Consider the following 22002-nt stretch of genomic DNA (forward strand, 5'->3'; position numbering starts at 1 on the left):
AGAGGTGGAGACAATGTCAATCGATGTCAATCGTATCCGTGAAGATTTCCCTATTTTAAAGGAAACGATGAACGGACATCCATTAGTATATTTAGATAGTGGTGCTACAACGTTAAAGCCTCAAGTGGTTATTGACGCCGTAAATCATTACAATACGAAGAAAACATCTAATGTTCATCGCGGTGTATACCAATTAAGTAACGATGCAACGGAATTATATGAAGGAGCACGTGAAAAGGTTAAACAATTAATTAATGCTAAAAAGGTAGAAGAAATTGTTTTTACTAAAGGGGCAACGCACGCCCTAAACTTAGTTGCTCAAAGTTATGGTTTATATAATTTAAAAGCCGGGGATGAAATCATTGTTTCTGAGCTAGAACATCATAGTAGCTTCTTACCATGGCAACATGTGGCTCGTGTGACAGGTGCTGTCTTAAAATTCATCCCACTTGATGAAACAGGTCATATTACAGTAGAAAATTTTAAAAAAGTTTTAAGTGATAAGACAAAAGTTGTTGCGATTAACTATGTTTCTAACGTGATGGGATATGTGTCCCCAATTAAAGAAATCACAGCTTTAGCTCATGAAGTAGGAGCAATCATTTCAGTTGATGCAGCTCAAGCAGCTCCACATATGAAAATTGATGTTCAAGATTTAGATTGTGATTTCTTATCTTTCAGTGGACATAAAATGTGTGGACCAACAGGTGTTGGTGTTTTATATGGTAAATATGAATTATTAAACGCATTAGAGCCAATGGAATTTGGTGGTGAAATGATTGATATCGTTGGTGAAGTAACATCAACATGGAAAGATGCTCCTTATCGTTTTGAAGCAGGGACACCAGTTATTGCTGGAGCAATTGGACTTGGAGCAGCTATCGATTATTTAGAGGCAATTGGATTTGATAATATTGCAGCACATGAATTAGAGTTACGAAACTATGCGGTTGAAAAACTTGAAGAATTAGGTGGGGTAACGATTTTTAATCGTGATGCTGAAACTGGAATCATTTCATTTAATATTGATGGGGTTCATCCACACGATGCAGCCACTATTTATGATGCCGAAGGGGTCTGTGTACGTGCTGGACATCATTGTGCACAGCCATTAATGGGATGGTTATGTCAACCAGCCACTTTACGTGCAAGTTTCTATTTATATAATACAAAAGAAGAAGTGGATGCATTTATTGAAGCCACTCGTAAAGGAAAGGAGTTTTTCGACGGTGTCTTTTTCTAATTTAGAGCAATTATATCGCCAAGTTATTATGGATCATTATAAAAATCCTCGTAATAAAGGATTATTACAAGAAGATGGGTATCATGAAGTTCACTTAAAAAACCCAACATGTGGAGATGATATTACGGTTCAAGTTAAAGTAGAGGACGGTAAAATCATTGACTTACGTCATGAAGGAACTGGATGTTCAATTTGTTGTTCATCAGCTTCGGTTATGTCTCAAACATTAAAAGAAAAAACATTAGACGAAGCTCAGCATATTACAAACAATTTTTATGAGTTAGTTAAAGGTAATGAATTCGATGAAGATTTAGATATGGGAGATGCACCAGTTTATCAAGGTGTGTCTAAATTCCCAGCACGTGTTAAATGTGCAACTATTTCATGGAAAGCTGCTGAGCAAGCAATTAACGAAATAAAAAAATAACATAAAAAAATCATACCAAACCGAAATGGAGGGTTACTGGGTGAGTACTGAAGTACAAGAGAAAAAACACGAACTTGAAGGCATTGTAACGGATTATAAATATGGCTTCAAAACAGAATATAAAAATTTAAAAGATACAGGAAAAGGAATTTCAGAAGACGTTGTTCGAGAAATCTCAGCCATCAAAGGTGAACCTGAATGGATGTTAGAGTATCGCTTAAAAGCTTATGCGCATTTTGCGAAAACGCCAATGCCAGAATGGGGACCAGATTTATCAGAAATTAATTTCGATGATTATACGTATTATATTAAACCGTCTGAAAAGACAGAAAATAGTTGGGAAGACGTTCCAGATGAAATTAAAGATACGTTTGATAAATTAGGGATTCCAGAAGCAGAAGCTAAGTTCTTATCTGGGGTTTCAACACAATATGAATCAGAGGTTGTTTACCATAATAACCAAAAAGAACTTGAAGAAGCAGGAGTTATCTTCATGGATACAGATTCAGCATTACGTGAATATCCAGATTTATTTAAAGAATACTTTGGAAAAGTTATTCCTTATGCAGATAATAAATTTGCCGCATTAAATAGTGCCGTTTGGTCAGGTGGATCATTCATTTATGTTCCAAAAGGCGTAAAAATTGAGAAACCATTACAATCTTATTTCCGTATTAATACTGAAAGTATGGGACAATTTGAACGTACATTAATCATTGTTGATGAAGGGGCAGATATTCATTACGTTGAAGGATGTACGGCACCAACTTACTCAGCTGATTCATTACACTCTGCAGTTGTTGAAATTTATATTCGTAAGGGTGGACGTTGTCGTTACTCAACGATTCAAAACTGGTCAAATAATATCTTAAACTTAGTAACGAAACGTGCAGTATGTGAAGATTATGCTCATATGGAATGGATTGATGGAAATATCGGTTCAAAAATTACGATGAAGTATCCTGCGTGTGTCTTAAAAGGTGAAGGTGCAAAAGGAACAACAATTTCAATTGCATTTGCTGGAGAAGGACAAATTCAAGATGCGGGTGCCAAAATGATTCACTTAGCACCAAATACATCTTCAACAATTATTTCAAAATCATTATCACGTGGTGGAGGAAATGTAACATATCGTGGAATTGTAGAACATGGCAAAAAGGCTAAAGGTGCCAAGTCTCATGTTGAATGCGATACAATTATCTTAGATGATATTTCAAAATCAGATACAATTCCATATAACATTGTTAAAAATGATGATGTAACGATTCAACATGAAGCAACAGTTTCAAAAGTTTCAGAAGAGCAATTATTCTATTTAATGAGCCGTGGATTAACTGAAGAACAAGCAACAGAAATGATTGTTATGGGATTCATTGAACCGTTCGCAAAAGAGTTACCAATGGAATATGCGGTTGAGTTAAACCAATTATTAAAACTTGAAATGAATGGATCAATCGGCTAATCAACGATTAGCTGTTTAAATTTTAATTAAATTATTATGTAAAAAGACTAAGTCTTAATATGGACTTAGTCTTTTTACTTTATTTGTTAGTTGAATAAAATGAATTAAAATGTCGAAAAATGAGACACTATTAACGAAAGGAGTGATTCACATGTGTGTAAAAAACGTTGGACGCATGGACGCTTATGTTCGAATTAGTGCCGGATTAATGATGGTTAGTTTAGGAATTATGAAGCATAAAGGATGGATGGCTGCACTTGGTAGTATGAAAGTTGCAGAGGGAATCACCCGTTATTGCCCCGTTTTAGATGCGCTTAATCTATCAACACTAAGTGATGAGGAATTATTAGACGAAGCACTTGGTAGTTGTGTAATTGACATCGAAGAAGATGATGACGATGAATTTGAAGAACTAGAACATCAATGCGGTTGTAATCATGAAGATTAAAATAAATAATGGGTGCATATATTAATTATATTTAAATACTAAAAGTCACTATAAAATTTTATAGTGACTTTTTTAATTAACTTATAACAAGTGATTAGTTTTTTATTTCATTCAAGAGAGGGGCTGTTTAAGTATTCATCTTATATTAATGGTTTGAAGAAATAATAAAATGTTAATTGTATTGAAGGACGATTAAAAACGTGAAATATTTAATCATTGAAGGTGGCGTCAAAAATCCATCAGCCATGAATGAAATTATTTTTGAAGAATATATTTAATATGTTCAAAAGGGAATGAGTCTAGACTTAATCTTAATGTCTACATTAAAAGCAGATATGAATGGCTAATTATTCATTATGATTGAAATGGTAGAAAAATATTTAACTACCGAATCATTTAAAGTTGCGGGGATACAAGCGTATAGAGGAATTGAGTTTGCATCCCCACATTATTTTAATCAATCATTGATGGAATGATTTAATTATTAATTTTGAAGAAAGTTTCTATTATTGAGTTAAAGATATTAATAAAAAACTGAGAAAGGAGAACTGCTTTGTCGTCGCTTACTCAGTTTTTTAGTTTGATTAGAATAGCTTCTATTATCGGTACACGTTTTATAATGGAAAATCATCAACTTCTAAGTCGCGATTTGGGTTAGTATTCGGTTCAGAGATTTCTTTTAAAGCAATTTCAGCGCGTCCATCAGTTAGTTGATGAACTGCTAAATCACCAAGTGAAATCATTCCAACTAATTTATGATTATTGTCGACAACTGGTAGGCGACGAACTTGTTTATTGGCCATTAAAGAGATTGCTTCCCCAACTTCAGCTGTTTCTATAATTGTATGAACAGGATGGGTCATTATATCTTCCACTTTTGTATTCATAGGGAGAATGTCTGCAAATACACGAACAACAATGTCACGATCAGTTACAATCCCAATAACTTGTGATGATTCATCAATGACCGGAAGTGATCCAATATCATATTTTTTCATTAACCTTGAAGCATTTAAAACCGTTTCATTAGGTGCTAGTGCTTCGATGCCATCTGTCATAAATTGTTTTACTTTCATAAACAGCACTCCTTGTATACAAATTTCATTTCTAGTTTGTACAATCGATAGATCCTTATGCTTGAAATTGTTTAAAATATCAAAGAACGCTATTTATTAACATTTTTTATCACTTACTCTAGGCTTTTTGCATAGGTTATAGAGAGGTGATAAGTTGTGTTACATGTAAATAAAATTAATATTGAAGGTTACGATTTCTTAACTTATGAGGTAGAATTACCTAAAACGACATTATTTATTGTGTCTTATGAAAAAGTAGGATACATTATGTGTGCAGCACTAGATATTGATTTCTTTAATAACTCTGAAAAATTACGAGCTCGAAAAATTATTGCAGGACGTGCAGAGGGAGTTCGTAGTATTGAACAGCTTTTAGAAGCTCCATTAGCTAAAGTAACAGTGGCATGTGATAGGCTAGGAATTAAACCAGGTATGATAGGAAAAGATGCCTTAGTATTGATGGCAAAAAGTTTAGAAAAGTAAGGATATTAAAAGATTATCTCTTTTAGGAGATAATCTTTTTTTATGAAATTAATAAAAGTAAGAAAAAGTATAGATATGTCTGTTATCTTTCAAAATTAGACAAATGAATCATCCATTCTTCGTTATAATAACAATAAAGTGATTGGGCTATGAGTTGAAAAAGTGTAATGCTTTACAGTAACAACAGTTCTTTTCAATCAGATAATGTAGATTATAATTAAAAGGACTAGGTCTAGACTATCACTGTTGTTTACTAAGGGGGAAATGTGAATGTTTGAATTTGAATTAGCACAAGAGAATCGCCAATTATTTAAGAATGAGATTAAAAAGAATTTAGTAAAAAAAGTGAAGCCGTATTGTCAATTTACTGAGATTGATCGATATCTTTTTAGTGAAGGAACACATAAACAACTTTATAAGAAATTTGGTGCTCATGTCGTTCAGAATGAGAATGGAGATTTAGGAACTTATTTTTGTGTGTATGCACCACATGCAAAAGCTGTATCCGTTGTTGGTGATTTTAATAATTGGAATGGAACTCATCATGAAATGATTGGAGATCATGGAATCTGGTCGCTATATATTCCAAAATTAAAATCTGGTGAAACATATAAATATGAAATTACAACTTCATGGGGGGCAAAAATCCTTAAAGCTGATCCATATGCTTTCTATGCTGAGCATCGTCCACATACTGCATCAGTCGTTTATGATATTGAAGATTTTGAATGGACAGATGAGGTTTGGGTGGAATCACGTAAACAATCTAATATCTTTGAACAGCCACTTAACATTTATGAATTACATTTAGGATCATGGCGCCGAGGTGAAGATTTAGTTGAGGCGGAAAACTTCCATAGTTATGCAGAAATTGTTGACGATTTAATTGAGTATGTACTTGAACATAGTTATACGCATATTGAGGTAATGCCACTTTATGAGCATCCATTCGATGGATCATGGGGATATCAAGCAACTGGTTATTATGCAGCAAGTAGCCGTTATGGTGAACCGAAAGATTTAATGATGTTTATTAACCGTTGTCATGAAGCAGGAATTGGTGTAATTATGGATTGGGTTCCAGGTCATTTTTGTCGTGATGCACATGGATTATATCAATTTGACGGTGAACCTGTTTATGAATATCCATTTGCAGATGCCGCAATTTCTGAATGGGGAACAGCAAATTTTGATTTAGCAAAAGGTGAAGTCCGAAGCTTTTTAATTTCAAATGCATTATTTTGGATGAAATATTATCATGTCGATGGTTTTCGTGTCGATGCTGTTGCTAACATGATTTATTGGGGCGGAAATAAAGATCGAGGTGAGAATCATGGAGCCATCGAGTTTTTAAAACGATTAAATACAGCACTCTTTGCTGAAGATGATAAATTATTAATGATTGCTGAAGATTCAACAAGTTATCCATTAGTAACAGCTCCGGTATCAGTGGGAGGATTAGGATTTAGTTATAAATGGAACATGGGATGGATGAATGACACACTAGATTACATTGAGTTAGATAATATATATCGTCCATATCATCATAATTACATCACCTTTGCGATGGCCTATGCTTATAGTGAGAACTTCATTTTACCATTTTCACATGATGAAGTTGTACACGGTAAAAAGTCATTAGTAGATAAAGCACCAGGAGACTATTGGCAAAAGATGGCTCAGTTTAGATTATTGTGCACGTATCAAATGACCTTACCTGGGAAAAAACTTAATTTTATGGCCAATGAGATTGCGCAGTTCCATGAGTGGAAAGATAAAGAACAAGTTGATTGGCATTTATTAAAATATCCTGCGCATGATGCATCGAATCGTTACATTAAAGATTTAAATAAAACATATTTAAATGATGCAGCATTCTGGGAATTAGATCACTCATTTGAAGGATTTGAGTGGATTGATGTTAATAATAATGAGCAAAGTATGTTCTCATATATTCGTAAAGCAAAAAATCCAGATGATTTTGTAGTCGTTGTATTAAACTTTAAACCTGTGGCATATCATCAATATCGAGTAGGTGTTCCAATGGAAGGGGAATATGTAGAGATTTTAAATAGTGATCGTGATTATTATCATGGATCAAATCAATATAATGGTTTACCTTTAAGCTCACAAGAAGGAGTCACTCATGGAAAGCCTTATTTTGTTGAAATGACTATTCCACCTTTTGGAGCGGTTATCTTAAAATATCAAGCCAAACCTTTAAAAGAAGACGTTTTATTAGATGAAAAAGAAGACGTTTTATTAGATGAAAAAGAGGATGTTGAAATTGTATTAGAGGAAGATGTTATAAACATTAACATCGATTAGTTTGAAGAATTAGAGGGGGATGAAGGGATGGCCGTTAACGTTGTTGCTATGATATTAGCGGGAGGAAAAGGAACTCGCTTAAAAGAATTAACCATTCATCGTCCCAAACCTGCTGTTTCATTTGCAGGAAAGTATCGCTTAATTGATTTTGTATTAAGTAATTGTACGAATTCAGGGATTGATCAAGTAGGGGTTTTAACACAGTATGAACCATTAGAGTTAAATAGTTATATTGGAGAAGGTAGTTCATGGGACTTAGATGTACATGGGGCCTCTGTCACAGTGATGGGGCCTTATACCTCTCGTGATTACGGCTTTTTATGGCAAGGTGGAACAGCAGAAGCTGTGATTTTAAATATGCCATTTGTTGAGCAGCATAATCCAGACTATTTATTAGTTTTATCTGCTGATCATATTTATAAGATGGATTATCAAAAATTAATCGATTATCATATTGAGAAAAAATCTGAATTAACGATTTCAACCATTCGTGTGCTAGAAGAAGATACGAATCGATTTGGAATGTTAAAGGTTGATGATCAAAACCGTGTGGTTGAGTTTGAAGAAAAGCCAAAGCAAACGGATAGTCGCTTAGCTTCTATGGGGGTGTATGTGTTCAGTTGGCAAAAGTTTAAGGAGGATATTGCTCATAAATACTATAAGCATCTTTATGATGGGGTTGATTTTGCTCAAGATGTGATTCCTCATTTTATTGATGTTGATTGTGCGGTATATGCCTATGAGTACGAGGGTTATTGGCGCGATGTCGGGACAGTTGAGGGCTACTGGAAAGCACATATGGATTTATTAGATCCTGAAAATGATTTGAATTTACACGATTATAGTTGGCCAATCTTCTCAAAAACTCCTAACTTACCTCCACATCATATTCTAAAAGGTGCAAAAGTTCATAATGCTTGGCTAAATGAAGGAAGTATGATTTTTGGTGAGGTACATAACTCGATTATCGGGCATCGTTGCGTCGTTCAGGAACGTTCGATTGTAGAAAAGAGTGTCATTTTAACGAACGCTTATATTGAACATGATTGTCATATTAGTTATGCCATTATTGGCGATGAAGTTATTATTCCAGCTCATACTGATATTCAAGGGGATGAAAATCATATTATACTAGTGACTAATGATAATTTGGAAGAAATTCTTGAGAATCAAGGTAGGGGGGATGAATAATGAAGAATAAGGCTTTATGTGTGATTGATGGAACGAATACGTCACAATCACTACAAAACTTATTAAATCAACGCTGTGTCGCAGCTTTACCCTTCGCCGGTCGTTATCGTTTAGTTGATTTTGCACTATCGAATGCTGTGCATTCTGGAATTACAAATGTCTCTATTTTCCCAGATGGTGATTATCACTCATTAAGTGATCATATTCGTTCGGGCAAGTTTTGGGGGCTTGATCGTAAGGTCGATGGTCTTTTCTTGTTACCGCCTAAAAAAGAGGTGAGTGCGATTGCGAATACATTGACTTTTGCGAGGATGAGAGAATATATTGAATATTTTCTACGTTCAAGGCAGACGTATGTTGTTATGTATCATGCTAATATTATTACGACCATTCGATTTGAAGAGCTTGTTAAATCTCATATTGAATCGGGAGCCGATGTGACGCAAGTATACTATCGTAATAAGCCTGTGAGTATCTTTGTTTTATCACGTGAGTATTTGATTGAGTTAATTTTAAGGTATGAAATTTCACCATATCAAACAGTAATGGATTTAGTTGAGATGAATGATGGAATTAAAATCAATCGATATGAACATACGTTATATACGCGTACAATAGATTCCATTTTATCTTACTATCGTGCGAATTTAGATATGTTACACTATGAGTACGGCTTTCAAATCTTCTTACTGGAACGTCCTGTTTTAACGAAAACGAAGGATGAATCCCCAACGTTTTATACGAAACAGGCTGATGTCAGTAATTCAATGATCGCAAATGGCTGTCATATTGAGGGGAAGGTTGAAAACTGTATTCTATTTCGTGATGTAACGATTAAGCGCGGGGCAATTGTAAGGAATTCGGTTATTTTACCGAGAACGGTGATTGGTGAAAACAGTATTGTTGAACAAGTTATTACAGATAAGCATGTTTATATTAGTGATGGCGCAAGGTTAAGCGGACAAGAGTATACACCTGTTGTGATTGGAAAAGGACAGCGTGTTATCGGAAATAAAGGGATTAATGTCGTTCAAATTTCAACGGAATGCGTTCCTTTCTATAAAACAGGAGGCTTGGCTGACGTAACATCCGAATTAACGCAGGAGTTAATTAATCAAGGATTAAATGTTGATGTGATTCTCCCGCTGCTTAATTCCTTAGCTGAACGTTATCAAGAAAATTTAAGTCATGAATTCCGTTCTGTTGCGGTGATTAATCAGTTAGAAGTGCCATATGATGTGTACCGCTATTCAAAGGATGGGATTAATTATTACTTCATCTCCTGTGGAGAGTTAACGCGTGAGAAGCTATATGGCTATAGTGATGATTGTCGACGCTATGAATTATATTGTTATTTAACCCTCGATTTTATTGAAAAATGTGGATTGAAATATGACGTGGTTCATTGTCATGATTGGTTGACGGGATTAGTTCCTTATTTTATGAAGTATGTGTTTATGAAGCGAAGCAATTATTTTATGTTTACGAAAACCGTCTTTACGATTCATAACATTCATTATCAAGGAATTTGTGATGTATCAGATTTAGCAATTATCTCGCAGTTTGATTCAATTCCAAATGAAGTGATGTTGTTTGAAAAGGTTAACTTCATGAAGACAGCAATTGTCATCAGTGATGAAGTTACAACAGTTTCTAAAACATACTGTAATGAAATCTGTTATCCATACTTTGCTGAAGGTTTGGATCGCTTTATTGTCGCACGTAAAGATCATCTTCATGGCATTTTAAATGGAGTTAATTATAATTATAATAATCCAGCAACGGATTTGAGTATTTATAAACGTTACTCGGCCAAAAATGTAGAGGTCAAAAAAGAAAATAAATGTCAAATGCAACGCGAGCTTGGACTCCAAGTCGATCCGAATGTACCAGTCATTGGAATGGTTTCGCGTTTAGTTGAACAAAAAGGGTTTGATTTAATTTTAAAAGTTTTTGAAGAGCTCATGTGTGAAAATGTTCAATTTGTATTGTTAGGTGATGGTGATTATAAGTACACTAGCTTCTTTAAAGCAATGGCACAAAAATATCCGACTAAAGTTTCTGTGAATATTGGTTTTTATTCTTATAATTCACAGATGATTTATGCAGGAAGTGATCTGTTTTTAATGCCATCGAGATTTGAACCATGTGGAATTAGTCAGATGATTGCCTTGAAGTATGGAACGATACCAGTTGTTCGTGAAACAGGTGGCTTAAAAGACACGATTATCCCATATAATGAATTTATTCAGTATGGAAATGGATTTGGATTTGCTCATTATAATGCGCATGATATGTTATTTACACTAAAGCGCGCGATTAATTTCTATCATATGCCAGAACATTGGAATAAGCTTGTTCAAAGCGCTATGGCACAAGATTTAAGTTGGAAAAGTTCAACAGAACAGTATATTAACCTCTATCGAAATTTAATAAACGAAGAATAAAGAACCAAAATTTCATTGGTTCTTTTTTTATAGTCTTTAATCATAAATGAGATAAAAAGTTTGGCTCTGTTTTAGATAAATGTTGATGCTTAAAAACATTGATATTAACTACTGTATCTTGAAGTTATCGAACGACGATTTAAGTAAATTAGTATGTTTTAAATAAATATCAACACTCTTTTAAAACAGAGCCAAAAGTTTATTAAACAATAAGAGATTATAGGAAGGAATCATCTCATGGATCTTATTTACTCAATCTATACTTTTTTGAATAGGGCGCAATCTGTATTTGCTTATTGAAAGAGTTAACAGAGGCTCAATAGGGATAACGTTAGATGCTATTTCTATACATAAATCGATCAACTATTTACATGAATTCCGCGTAAGTTGAATTTTTAAAATTTTAGCGATTATTATATAGAAGTAATAGAATTTTTTGCAATTTAAAAAAGTTATAAATTTTTATAGCTCTCTAATTTTCACAACACGAATTCCATCACAAGAAAAAAATACAAGATGGAATGTGAATCTTGTATTTTTTAGTGCTTTATAAAGTTTAATTCAACTGAGTTTAAATTGGGTTAATTTAATTGTTGAAATTTCTTCACCGAACTCTGATTCAACTAATTTTAGGCAGGCGATTAAACAGAGTTCTTTTGACATAAACCTATTTTTTTAGCAAGTGTTCTGTTAAAGATGATGATATTTTATATTTCTAAAGAAGTTATATTAAATTATCGGTTCACTATTTCATAGAGCAAGTCTTTTTAAATCCTTGTGAAGGTGACAAAAAAACAGAAGATTGAGAAGCTAGTGGTTAAATCCAGAGAAAAAAAATGTAAAAAATCCATTGTTTTTATCTACAAAAGGAACGCGTTACATGGGAAACAATGGTTTAATATCGATGATTATCTGCTATAATAAGTTTATGAAATGGAAAAATGTGTAACGTCAGAGGGGTGTTACATATATGGAAGGGAGATATCTTCTTATGGCTAATGTATTTGCTAATAAAGATGTATTCAAAGAAGCGTTTCAAACACGTGTGGAACAAATTTATGGGGTTAAATTCGAAGAAAGTACACCACATCAACGTTATTTCACGCTTGGGACACTTGTTCGTGAGTATATTTCATCAAATTGGATTGAGACAAATGAGGCAATTGCAGAGGGGAAACACAAACAAGTCTATTATTTCTCAATGGAATTTTTGATGGGACGTTTATTAACTAATAATATTATGAACTTAGGCATTCGCTCAGTGATTGAAGCTGGGATGAATGAATTAAATATTGAATTAAATGAATTAGAACGTATTGAGGCTGATGCGGGTCTTGGTAATGGAGGACTTGGACGTTTAGCAGCGTGCTTTATGGATTCGATTGCTTCATTAGGATATCCTGGGCATGGAAATGGGCTTCGCTATCGATATGGTTTCTTTGAACAAAAAATTATTGATGGTTATCAAGTAGAGGTTCCAGATAAATGGTTACAACGTGGCTATGTTTGGGAAGTTCGTAAATCAAATGAATCAGTTGAAGTTCCATTCTATGGACAGGTGACAGTTGAGCACGTTGATGGAAAAGACGTATATAAACATGTTCCAACTGAGTATGTTCGTGCCGTACCTTACGATGTTCCTCTTGTAGGTGACATTTCAAATGGAAATAAGACGGTGAATACGTTACGTTTATGGTCATCAGAACCAACAGAAAATCAATATCCAGATCATCTTTCAGCCGTTGAATACGAAAAAGGTGTTCGTAATATCTCAGAGTTCTTATATCCAGATGATTCAACAACGGAAGGAAAAATTTTGCGTTTAAAACAACAATATTTCTTTGTTGCTGCAGGGGTACGTTGGGCAGTTCGTCAACACAAAGAAACTTATGGGACGCTTGATAATTTCCATGAAAAAAACGTGTTACATATCAACGATACACACCCAGCGTTAATCGTTCCTGAATTAATGCGTATTTTAATTGATGAAGAAGGTTATGGTTGGGATGAAGCATGGGAGATTACGCAACATTCATGTGCTTACACGAACCACACAATTTTAGCTGAAGCGCTTGAAAAATGGCCAGTTCGTTTATTCCAACCGTTATTACCACGCATCTATATGATTACAGAAGAAATTAATCGTCGCTACTGTTTACAATTATTAGAGCTTTATCCAAATCAACCACAAAAGGTTGCAGAGTTAGCGATTATCGGTTATGATCAAGTTCGTATGGCTCACTTAGCAATTGTTGGGTCATTTAGTATCAATGGAGTAGCACAATTACATACAGATATCTTGACACATATTGAAATGAAAGATTTCTATGATATGTATCCAGACCGATTCAATAATAAAACAAACGGAATTACACATCGTCGCTGGTTATTACATTGTAATCCGGAATTAACAACTATTTTAGATCAGGAAATTGGAACAGGATATCATACAAATACATTTGAACTAGCGAAGTTAGAGGAAAAAGTTAAAGATAAAGCAGTTCAAGAAGCTATTACGAAAATGAAATATGCACGTAAAAAAGCATTAGCAGAACGTATTGAACGTGAACAAGGAGTTAAATTAGATCCAAATTCTATTTTTGACATTCAAGTAAAGCGTCTTCATGCGTATAAGCGTCAGCTATTAAATGCGATGCATATCATGTATTTATATAATCGTTTAAAAGAAGATGAAGTATTTAAAGCGAACTTCCATCCTCAATCATTTATTTTTGGTGCAAAAGCAGCTTCAGGGTATTATTTTGCAAAGAAAGTTATTAAGTTAATTAATTCAATTGCCGAAAAAGTAAATAATGATCCAGATACATGTGACTTATTAAAAGTAGTCTTTGTAGAAAACTATAATGTGACATATGCAGAGTTAATTATGCCAGCTGCCGATTTATCGGAACAAATCTCAACGGCTTCAAAAGAGGCTTCTGGAACAGGAAATATGAAATTTATGATGAATGGAGCTCTTACAATCGGAACAATGGATGGAGCGAACGTCGAAATTCATGAATTAGTTGGAGATGACAATAGCTTTATCTTTGGTTTAACTGCAGATGAAGTAAATGACTATTATCAAAATGGTGGCTATAATCCATGGGATCTTTATAACTCAGACTCACGCATTCGTCGTGTGCTAGATCAATTAGTAAATGGATTCTTAACACCAGATACAGAAGAGTTCCGTGATATCTTTAATGCAGTCACACATAACGGAGATGAATACTTCGTATTAAAAGATTTCGATGCTTATGTTCGTGCTCAAGAAGCTGCAAATCAAACATATAAAAATCGTAAAAAATGGATTGAAATGTCAATGATTAATATTGCACGTTCTGGTAAATTCTCATCAGATCGTACAATTGAAGAATATGCAGACCAAATTTGGCATTTAGAAAAATTAAAGTTTTAATAAATATCAATAGAAGCAACTCTTTTTAGGGTTGCTTTTTTGATGTGCTAGTATCTTTTTAAGGAACTAAAAAAGATACCCTCAAACGAGAGTATCTCTAAATAGATTTAGCCAATAATTGATTCGTATAAGTTTGATTTGGCTGCAAAGTATTTTGTTGAGGCATCAGCATAAGCTTTGTATGTTTCCTCAAGTGTTGAGAAGTCATTGTTTAATCCGTTGAAGTATTGTATAGCCTCACTCGGTTTTTTTGTGTAAAACATCTCTTCTGTTTTAGATAGCTTTGAGTTTAATGCTTCAATTTGTTTATGTAAAAGTGATAATTCATTTAGACGAGTTGTTTCTAATTCAATAGCTTCATCTGCTAATTTTTTTTGCTCAGCTGATAATTTGGAAGTAGTATTTTCTAACTTATTAGTTAAATCCATATTTATTAAGTCTGTTAGCTGTGACTGTAATAGTTGAGTATTTTGATAAGCTATATTGAATTGTTCAAAGGTAGTTGTTACATCTGTTTCTTCTGTGTAAGTTTCTCCAATTGTAATTAAGTTCTGCACAGATGATTGTAATTCATTTAAATTTTGTGCCATTGATTGAGTATTTACTTCAATATTTTGTTCAATTTTTGTATCAATATTACTTAAGGCTGTATAGGTTCTTGTTTCAGGAACCTGATATGAAAAGGCAGCCATTAATCCAATCACTAAAATAGCAAGTAAAATAACGATTGATAATGCTTTTTTCATGATGGGTACCTCCTAAATTTCATCACTATGGAAGAAGTTTCGAGTAAAGTGTTGCTCTGGATTATAAGGTAAGAATTCATACCCTAAACTTTGATAATATTCAATAACACGTGGTAAAACTTCTAATGTTGAATTTTTTTCATGGAATAAGACAACTAAGTTGGTTGCATCTTTTCTTAGCTCTGTATAGTGTTGAACATTTTCAAAGACTTGGTTGGCATCAGTATATTTCCAATCAAGAGAATCAACGTCCCAATCCCAACATTTAAATCCTGCTTCATTTAAATCTTTAATATGTTCAGGTTTGAAAGTGCCTCCTCCAGTTCCATAAGGTGCACGACATAATTCACTTTTGAATCCACCAGTTATTTCTTCAATTAAAGCTTGCTCTTCTTTTAATTCAGCAACAAAGTTAGCAGGTCCATTCTCACCATATAAGTGATTGTAGTTATGAGTCATTGTATGCATTCCAATGTAATGACCTGAGTCCTTCATACGTTGTAATAATTCTTTTGAGTTAGCGTTATTACTTATAGAGGTTCCTAACACAAAGAATGTTCCTTTAACATTATACTGGTCTAAAAGATCCATTATTTTTGAAGCGTTATTAGATGGCCCATCATCAAATGTTAAATAGACAAATTTAGCTTCTTGATTGTGCCAGCGTTTAATTGGTGTTGTTTTTTCAAATGTTAATTGTTCAACAGGCTGTTCATTGTAAGTTAAATGTCTGCGTTGTTGCGAGAGGTTGGCAAAAAGTCCTCCTACAATGATCGCAACGATTACCAAACTAAATACGATATAAAATAATGGTGATGGTTGCTTTTTAGTTGAGTAGTAGCTTCGATTATAGTTTCCCATAAATAATCTCCTTTTCATTTAATGTATGTCTAATTGTTCATTATTTTCTAATATAATTAGATCTTCCTTCACTGGAAGGCATTTTTTAAGATAATGAATAAGCTCTTGTTTGGTTTTAAATTTAATTAATTGATATGGATAAATTGGGGCATATTTTTCTAAATAGTATAAATCAGTAGCTGTATAAAATAAAAGTCCTGATTGTTCAATATAAACTTGGTTATGACTTTTATCATATATGAAAAGATTGATTAACGATAATTGTTCAGGTGGATGAAAAGATAGTGTTCGGCTTTTCCAAGTCTTTTTAATTTCATTAATCATTTGTTGTTGATCACTGTCAGAGACTTCAATAGGAGCATAAAGGGCTGTAAAGAGTTTGAATTGATCTGAAGATAAAGTAGCATATGGATTAGTTTCTATCAGATCTAAATCAAAACTAGAGATGTTAAATATTGAATCTGATTGAAGTTTTAAATAATGATTAAATAGGCGAAAGGACAAAAGTTTAGAATCCAAATCATAATAAGGTAAGTTGTTTTCATACCAGGTATCCATCAACTCTTTAGCTGGATACTCAATTTTAGAAGTACTCATCTTTGTTTTAATGAGTTGATCTTTCTTCATCATATTATTGTAATCAGAAATAGTATTCCAAAATAGTGTTAAATCCTTTTGAGGAATCGTTTTGGGAATGAGAGTTTCTAATAGTTGTTTTGATTGTTGATCGTCAAGATTAGAGTAGGTATAGGTGTCTTTTTTTACAAGGTAACCCCCTATGAGAATAAGAGTTAATAGCCAAAAGATTATTAGTTTACGTTTCATTTAAGTTCATCTCCATCGGTAGATTGATGATGAATTCAGGATAGCCCATATATCCTGGGGCGATTTCATAACGATCAAAAGAAATAACAACTTGTCCTTGTTCATTAATATAAAATTTTTCTTCATTTTCAAGAACTTCAAAAATATTAATCTCATCAAAGAAGAGCATATTTCCATCTTCTTTCTTTTTAGATTCAATTTGTTTATAGATTTCAGTTCCTACTTTTGTTAAATAATCAGGACCAAATAATGTCCGAAGTGTGATGTGACCTCCAGTTTGTAAATCAACGTTGTAGTAGTATTGTTCTTTATCAACTGTAGAGTAAGGAATATTCTCATACTTTTTAATGATAAATGATAGATATCGATCATTATAGAACGTTGTTTGATAGTCAACCTCAACTAATAATGGTTCGATTTGAGACGGCTTGTATCCTGCTTGAATGTAAGTATCATAAAGTTCTTTAGCTAACTGTTCTGATTTAGAGACGCTGAAATCAATTTGTTTTTTTATTTCATAATTGATTCGATCTTCGAGTTCATTATTTCCTGTATTTTCAAGAACAGGGATCCTAACATAAATATTTTTCATCTCATCCATTGTTTGATAGTTTCTAAAGGTTAAGACTTTAACGATCTGAGTTAAGAGTGGAATATCTGATAAGTTGCTAGCTAACACAGGGGAGGTGTTTAAAAGAATCACAAAGACAGTAGTCATTGCAAGGGTTAGAGGAACAAGAAGTTTAAAGAAATGTCTTGTTGATCGAGGTGGAGAAGTTTCATTAACGGTTTGTTGGATGATTTCACTTAAGTTATCAGGAACTTCAATCTGGTCATATATTTTTTTCGTATTTTTAAGCTTATTCATAAGGGTCAATCTCCTTATAATTGAGTTTTAATAGTTTTAATGCTTGGTAAAGTCTTGATTTAACCGTACTTAAGTTAGTATTTGTAATAGTTGAGATTTCTTCAAGAGTCATTTCTTCATAAAACCTTAAAATGATAATTGTTTTTAGTTTATCGGGTAATTTATTGACTTCTTGGTATAAATTTAATTCATCCAAGTTGTATAAATCAGAGTGTGGAATCTGTTCAATTTCTGATGAAAAAGTGAGTAGTTGCTTATTCGTTCGAAGATAAGTCAGACTTTCATTAACGAGAATGCGATAAAACCATGTTTTAAGAAATTGAATATCTCTTAAAGATTGATATTTAGTTAAAGCTTTATAGATAGCATTTTGAACAGCATCAAGCGCTGCTTGTTCTTCACGCGTATAACTATATGCAAATCGATAAAAGTGCTCTTGATTTGTTGTTACAAACGTAACAAGCTGTTCATAAATATCTTCCTTGTTATTTATTTTGAACACAACTGTGAATCTCCTTCCAACCTCATCCTGTTAATTTAGTTATCTTTAACAGTCCTCCATTTATTAGACGTATATTTGTCTAAAAAAGTTTAAATAAAATAAAAAAAATGTTCTTTTTTAGCTTATTTTATGTAATTAAAGCAAAAATAATAGTTAAAGGAGCGGTATTAATGGAAAAACGCTGTGAATTATGCGAACGTAGTGATATCAAATTAACCAAACATCATTTAATTCCAAGAGAAGAAGGTGGAACAGAAAAAGATATTGTCATGATTTGTTCAGATTGTCATCGGCAAATCCATGCTTCGTACTCAAATCAAGAGTTAGCACTTCGATTATTTTCTATTGAAGCGTTAAAAAGCGACGAAAAATTAAAAAAGTTTATTCGATTTATAAAGAAGCAACCTGCATCAAAACGGATATCTATTGCCAAGTCTAGAGATAGAAAGTGTAAATAATTGATAATTGATTTATTAAGGGCATAAGATAGTATTTATAAGCCATTAAAAGAGGGAAGATTAAAAAGTTGAATTTCATATTTCAGTTTGTAGTTTGATGGTGTTGTAAAAAGAAGAGTTTGTTTCAAGGTTAGTATTGCAAAGTATGAACTATATGTTAGGGGGATGTATCGTGGAAGTATAAATCTCATTCATTTTTTTCTAGAGTGCGGTCATTCAGTTTATAAAAGTTCTAATAGGTGAAGCAATGAAGGAGGTAGCAGTTTAGGAGCCAAGTGAGTATGGAATGTTAAGGATAAAATCTTAATTTAGATAGTTTCATTTTAAATTGTGCTCCTAGACGAGTACATACTGGTGAGGAATAGATAGATTTGAACGAGTGTATAATCACTTAACAGAGGTGTTAACAGCATCAGCTATATAAAAAAAGACTGCGAGTCTTTGCAGTCTTTAGTATGATAGTTGATAAATTAAGAAGCGTTCTCGGTGATCACGTTTGTAGTTAGGTAAAGTGATTTCTTGTTTCAGTGTAAATGCGGTACGATGTTCAAGGAAGTATTGATATTCATCTGAAGCATAATAAAGAATTAGTTCAACTTCTCGAGGCGTATTTTCTAGTGAGATTAAAATATTTTCCACGATCTTTCTAAAAATTTGAATGGAGAATGGATTAAAGAAATAGAATTTGTTATCTGTTGGTTGAATGAGGTAGTCTTCAGCTAAACAGCAATAAAAATCAATGCAATCTTTTGGGCGACGATGTTTTTTTAGATAGTTATCTTTATTTCGCATTGCATCCTCATAAAAGGTTTCGTTTAATTCTATTCCTATGACATGCGCATGAAAATAATGTTGGATATAGAAGTTTAAACGTCCTTTTCCACACCCGTAATCAACGACATGGTCGGTTGATTTGAGCTGATATTGTTCAAATAAATAATTTAGCATCTCATAAGGGGTTGGTTCATATCTGTGATAAAGATGAGAGGTATGATATTTATCAACACCACTTGTTTCAATATTTAATAATGTTTCATAATCTTTTTCATTCATTTCATTTATCCTCATTTATTGTGATGATTTAATTGTATGAGTTTATCCAAAAAGTTTCAAGAGAATATGTGTGGATAACTCATAAAAAGGAGAGATTTAATTGAATAAGTCTAATAATAGAGTTCAGATTAAAAGCTCTAGCTTTGAGGAGTTAGGCTATGTCAAAAAGCTTTGAGCAGACGAAGAGACGATGCGTGATGTTGGTGGAATCATTGAATTTGTACCCGAGCGTCATCAAAGTTGGTATGAACGTATGGTGAAAACTAGGTGATGGCTGTAATGTCTATTGTTTGGTTTATAACGAAAATCAGAGGCCCGTTGGTGAGATTAGTTTTCATTGTTATGATGAAAATGAAAAAAGTGCCTCGTTTAATATTAAGATACAAGCTCGTTATCGAGGGAAAGGATATGCTAAAGCCACAATGGATTTAATGCTTGGTTATTATTTTAATGAGTTTGGTGGCGAAGTCATGATCGATGAGGTCATAAATGAACGTGGGATTCGCGTCCTTATGAGTTATGGTTTTGAGAAGGTAGATAAAACTGAAGTTGGAATATTGTTAAGATTAACAAAAGACAAGTTTAATCAAATTCAAAAGAGTGACTAAATGTTACTCTTTTTTATGATGACATTGACGTTTGATGAATATCTTTTATATAATAGAAAGCTGTATGTAATTTTTATAAAAGTGAGGTTATCGATGAAAAATTTAAGGCAAGAGTGGTTAGGGAATACAAAAGGTGATATTTTAGCAGGAATTGTTGTGTTTATGGCGTTAATCCCAGAAGTGATGGGCTTTATGATTGTAGCAGGTGTTGACCCGATGGTTGGGGTCTATGCAACGTTTTGCATGACGATGATTACGGCTATTTTTGGAGGTCGTCCAGGGTTAATCTCAGCTGCAGCGGGAGCTATGGCATTAGTTTTAGCAAATTTAGTTCGTGATTATGGGATTGAATATATGTTTGCAGCAACTATTTTAACGGGGATTTTACAAGTTATTTTTGGATATTTAAAAATCGGGAATTTACTAAAGTTTATTCCTAAACCAGTGATGCATGGATTTGTGAATTCACTTGGAATTATGATGTTTATTTCGCAGTTAGAACATTTCCAAGGAAATTCTATCTTATTGCTACTAGGTGCAATTGGAATTGCGATTATTTATCTGTTCCCTAAAGTAACAAAGAAAATTCCATCTCCAATTGTGGCGATTACAGTTGTTACAACAATTGTGCTTACATTTAAAATAGATATTAAAACGTTAGGAGATATGGGGCGATTAACACGTGAATTACCAAAGTTCATGATTCCTAATGTTCCATTTAATTTAGAGACGTTATCAATTATTTTTCCCTATGCGATTTCGTTATCCATTGTAGGGATTGTAGAGTCATTATTAACAGCGCAGTTAATTGATGAAATCACTGAAACGTCAAGTCATAAAAATAAAGAAACAGTGGCACAAGGACTTGCTAATGTAGTGTCAGGATTCTTTGGTGGGATTGCTGGTTGTGGTATGATTGGTCAATCAATGGTGAACTTGAATTATGGTGGACGCGGGCGTTTAGCGAGTGCAGTCGCAGGATCATTAATGTTAGGCTCAATGATCTTATTTAGTCGATTTGTGATTAAAGTTCCTGTTGTTTCATTAGCGGCAGTGATGGTGGTTGTTTCATTGACCACGATTAATTGGCAATCGTTCAAGCGAATGCATAAAGTTCCATTAACCGACAATGTAGTGATGTTAACAACAGTAGGGATTGTGGTAATAACACATAACTTAGCTTATGGAGTTGTGGCAGGAACGTTATTAAGTGCTATTTTCTTAGGAATCAAAAGTTCAAAAGTACAAGTAATTAAAGTGGATCATACTTATATGGTTAGTGGACAATTATCATTTGCCTCTGCTTCCGACTTTATCGCTGCTTTTGATTATCAAGATGAAGACAAGACAATAACGATTGATTTTACAAATGCTCGTCTTTGGGATGAGTCAGCAGTTGATGCTATTGATAAGGTTATGCTTCGCTTAGACAAAAATGGTATTGAAGCAACATTAAGCGGATTAAGTCCAAGTTGTAAAACATTAGTGGATAAATGTGCACTTCATAATAAAACAGATGAATTAAAAACAGTCTCAGGCCATTAAAAAGAGCGGT

19 protein-coding genes are annotated in these 22002 nt (G+C 33.3%); 12 read left to right on the plus strand and 7 right to left on the minus strand.

Going from position 1 to position 22002, the window contains the following annotated elements; genetic code table 11:
• Positions 1 to 4 precede the first annotated feature (4 nt).
• The 4 genes from NEH75_RS03615 to NEH75_RS03630 all read left to right on the plus strand — a co-directional run bounded on the left by NEH75_RS03615 (position 5) and on the right by NEH75_RS03630 (position 3580).
• Positions 5 to 1243: a cysteine desulfurase gene (locus NEH75_RS03615; protein WP_202966245.1), complete on the plus strand. Its 1239-nt coding sequence runs from the start codon at positions 5 to 7 to the stop codon at positions 1241 to 1243.
• Positions 1230 to 1670: a Fe-S cluster assembly sulfur transfer protein SufU gene (gene sufU, locus NEH75_RS03620; protein WP_055275595.1), complete on the plus strand. Its 441-nt coding sequence runs from the start codon at positions 1230 to 1232 to the stop codon at positions 1668 to 1670. The genes NEH75_RS03615 and sufU overlap by 14 nt, the downstream gene beginning before the upstream one ends.
• A gap of 25 nt (positions 1671 to 1695) precedes the next feature.
• Positions 1696 to 3132 (plus strand): Fe-S cluster assembly protein SufB, encoded by a 1437-nt coding sequence (sufB, locus tag NEH75_RS03625; protein ID WP_055275597.1) that lies wholly within the window; start codon positions 1696 to 1698, stop codon positions 3130 to 3132.
• Between the two features lie 151 nt (positions 3133 to 3283).
• The gene (locus NEH75_RS03630; protein WP_055304898.1) at positions 3284 to 3580 is read left to right on the plus strand and encodes a DUF2892 domain-containing protein; all 297 of its coding nucleotides are present in this window, start codon (positions 3284 to 3286) and stop codon (positions 3578 to 3580) included.
• 614 nt (positions 3581 to 4194) lie between these two features.
• On the opposite strand, the gene NEH75_RS03635 is transcribed toward NEH75_RS03630, so the two are convergent.
• Positions 4195 to 4656 carry a CBS domain-containing protein gene (locus NEH75_RS03635; RefSeq protein WP_055243324.1) on the minus strand — a complete coding sequence of 154 codons (462 nt, stop codon included), beginning with the start codon at positions 4654 to 4656 and terminating at the stop codon, positions 4195 to 4197.
• Between the two features lie 156 nt (positions 4657 to 4812).
• On the opposite strand from NEH75_RS03635, the gene NEH75_RS03640 reads away from it, so the two are divergent.
• The 5 genes from NEH75_RS03640 to NEH75_RS03660 all read left to right on the plus strand — a co-directional run bounded on the left by NEH75_RS03640 (position 4813) and on the right by NEH75_RS03660 (position 14526).
• The gene (locus NEH75_RS03640) at positions 4813 to 5139 is read left to right on the plus strand and encodes a YunC family protein (protein WP_055243323.1); all 327 of its coding nucleotides are present in this window, start codon (positions 4813 to 4815) and stop codon (positions 5137 to 5139) included.
• A gap of 270 nt (positions 5140 to 5409) precedes the next feature.
• Positions 5410 to 7467: a 1,4-alpha-glucan branching protein GlgB gene (gene glgB, locus NEH75_RS03645; protein WP_082427796.1), complete on the plus strand. Its 2058-nt coding sequence runs from the start codon at positions 5410 to 5412 to the stop codon at positions 7465 to 7467.
• A gap of 27 nt (positions 7468 to 7494) precedes the next feature.
• Positions 7495 to 8658: a glucose-1-phosphate adenylyltransferase gene (locus tag NEH75_RS03650; RefSeq protein ID WP_055304897.1), complete on the plus strand. Its 1164-nt coding sequence runs from the start codon at positions 7495 to 7497 to the stop codon at positions 8656 to 8658.
• A complete protein-coding gene (locus tag NEH75_RS03655; protein WP_055304895.1) occupies positions 8658 to 11105 on the plus strand; it encodes a glycogen/starch synthase in 2448 nt (815 codons plus the stop codon). The genes NEH75_RS03650 and NEH75_RS03655 overlap by 1 nt, the downstream gene beginning before the upstream one ends.
• A gap of 991 nt (positions 11106 to 12096) precedes the next feature.
• Positions 12097 to 14526 carry a glycogen/starch/alpha-glucan phosphorylase gene (locus tag NEH75_RS03660; RefSeq protein WP_055304893.1) on the plus strand — a complete coding sequence of 810 codons (2430 nt, stop codon included), beginning with the start codon at positions 12097 to 12099 and terminating at the stop codon, positions 14524 to 14526.
• 107 nt (positions 14527 to 14633) lie between these two features.
• On the opposite strand, the gene NEH75_RS03665 is transcribed toward NEH75_RS03660, so the two are convergent.
• From NEH75_RS03665 to NEH75_RS03685, 5 genes are read right to left on the minus strand one after another with little or no spacing between them, the layout of a single operon-like run.
• A complete protein-coding gene (locus NEH75_RS03665) occupies positions 14634 to 15272 on the minus strand; it encodes a hypothetical protein (RefSeq protein WP_055243319.1) in 639 nt (212 codons plus the stop codon).
• A 12-nt stretch (positions 15273 to 15284) separates the two neighbouring features.
• Positions 15285 to 16133 carry a polysaccharide deacetylase family protein gene (locus NEH75_RS03670; protein ID WP_147614343.1) on the minus strand — a complete coding sequence of 283 codons (849 nt, stop codon included), beginning with the start codon at positions 16131 to 16133 and terminating at the stop codon, positions 15285 to 15287.
• An 18-nt stretch (positions 16134 to 16151) separates the two neighbouring features.
• Positions 16152 to 16958 (minus strand): DUF4300 family protein, encoded by an 807-nt coding sequence (locus NEH75_RS03675; protein WP_055304889.1) that lies wholly within the window; start codon positions 16956 to 16958, stop codon positions 16152 to 16154.
• Positions 16948 to 17826, minus strand: a complete 879-nt coding sequence (locus tag NEH75_RS03680; protein WP_262948550.1) for a DUF3298 and DUF4163 domain-containing protein — start codon at positions 17824 to 17826, stop codon at positions 16948 to 16950. The genes NEH75_RS03675 and NEH75_RS03680 overlap by 11 nt, the downstream gene beginning before the upstream one ends.
• Positions 17819 to 18328, minus strand: a complete 510-nt coding sequence (locus NEH75_RS03685) for an RNA polymerase sigma factor (RefSeq protein WP_238581162.1) — start codon at positions 18326 to 18328, stop codon at positions 17819 to 17821. The genes NEH75_RS03680 and NEH75_RS03685 overlap by 8 nt, the downstream gene beginning before the upstream one ends.
• Before the next feature lie 170 nt (positions 18329 to 18498).
• Between NEH75_RS03685 and NEH75_RS03690 the strand changes: the two genes are divergently transcribed.
• Complete coding sequence (locus NEH75_RS03690) at positions 18499 to 18786, plus strand: HNH endonuclease (protein ID WP_055304887.1); 288 nt, start codon at positions 18499 to 18501, stop codon at positions 18784 to 18786.
• A 450-nt stretch (positions 18787 to 19236) separates the two neighbouring features.
• Here NEH75_RS03690 and NEH75_RS03695 read toward each other — a convergent pair whose 3' ends face one another.
• A complete protein-coding gene (locus tag NEH75_RS03695) occupies positions 19237 to 19839 on the minus strand; it encodes a class I SAM-dependent methyltransferase (protein WP_055244737.1) in 603 nt (200 codons plus the stop codon).
• 290 nt (positions 19840 to 20129) lie between these two features.
• Here NEH75_RS03695 and NEH75_RS03700 point away from each other — a divergent pair, with 290 nt between their 5' ends.
• On the plus strand, positions 20130 to 20447 hold the full coding sequence (locus NEH75_RS03700) for a GNAT family N-acetyltransferase (protein ID WP_055304885.1): 318 nt from the start codon (positions 20130 to 20132) through the stop codon (positions 20445 to 20447).
• A 93-nt stretch (positions 20448 to 20540) separates the two neighbouring features.
• Positions 20541 to 21992, plus strand: a complete 1452-nt coding sequence (locus NEH75_RS03705; RefSeq protein WP_055304969.1) for a SulP family inorganic anion transporter — start codon at positions 20541 to 20543, stop codon at positions 21990 to 21992.
• Positions 21993 to 22002: the final 10 nt, after the last annotated feature.

The organism is Turicibacter sp. T129, from assembly GCF_025594975.1.
Taxonomy (GTDB): domain Bacteria; phylum Bacillota_I; class Bacilli_A; order MOL361; family Turicibacteraceae; genus Turicibacter; species Turicibacter bilis.

Bases quoted from the DNA above. Each gene is read 5' to 3' on its own strand.
- sufB (WP_055275597.1), top strand. From the start codon at position 1,696: ATGGAGGGTTACTGGGTGAGTACTGAAGTACAAGAGAAAAAACACGAA.
- NEH75_RS03630 (WP_055304898.1), top strand. From the start codon at position 3,284: ATGTGTGTAAAAAACGTTGGACGCATGGACGCTTATGTTCGAATTAGT.
- NEH75_RS03635 (WP_055243324.1), bottom strand. From the start codon at position 4,656: ATGAAAGTAAAACAATTTATGACAGATGGCATCGAAGCACTAGCACCT.
- glgB (WP_082427796.1), top strand. From the start codon at position 5,410: ATGTTTGAATTTGAATTAGCACAAGAGAATCGCCAATTATTTAAGAAT.
- NEH75_RS03650 (WP_055304897.1), top strand. From the start codon at position 7,495: ATGGCCGTTAACGTTGTTGCTATGATATTAGCGGGAGGAAAAGGAACT.
- NEH75_RS03655 (WP_055304895.1), top strand. From the start codon at position 8,658: ATGAAGAATAAGGCTTTATGTGTGATTGATGGAACGAATACGTCACAA.
- NEH75_RS03660 (WP_055304893.1), top strand. From the start codon at position 12,097: ATGGCTAATGTATTTGCTAATAAAGATGTATTCAAAGAAGCGTTTCAA.
- NEH75_RS03665 (WP_055243319.1), bottom strand. From the start codon at position 15,272: ATGAAAAAAGCATTATCAATCGTTATTTTACTTGCTATTTTAGTGATT.
- NEH75_RS03670 (WP_147614343.1), bottom strand. From the start codon at position 16,133: ATGGGAAACTATAATCGAAGCTACTACTCAACTAAAAAGCAACCATCA.
- NEH75_RS03675 (WP_055304889.1), bottom strand. From the start codon at position 16,958: ATGAAACGTAAACTAATAATCTTTTGGCTATTAACTCTTATTCTCATA.
- NEH75_RS03680 (WP_262948550.1), bottom strand. From the start codon at position 17,826: ATGAATAAGCTTAAAAATACGAAAAAAATATATGACCAGATTGAAGTT.
- NEH75_RS03690 (WP_055304887.1), top strand. From the start codon at position 18,499: ATGGAAAAACGCTGTGAATTATGCGAACGTAGTGATATCAAATTAACC.
- NEH75_RS03695 (WP_055244737.1), bottom strand. From the start codon at position 19,839: ATGAATGAAAAAGATTATGAAACATTATTAAATATTGAAACAAGTGGT.
- NEH75_RS03705 (WP_055304969.1), top strand. From the start codon at position 20,541: ATGAAAAATTTAAGGCAAGAGTGGTTAGGGAATACAAAAGGTGATATT.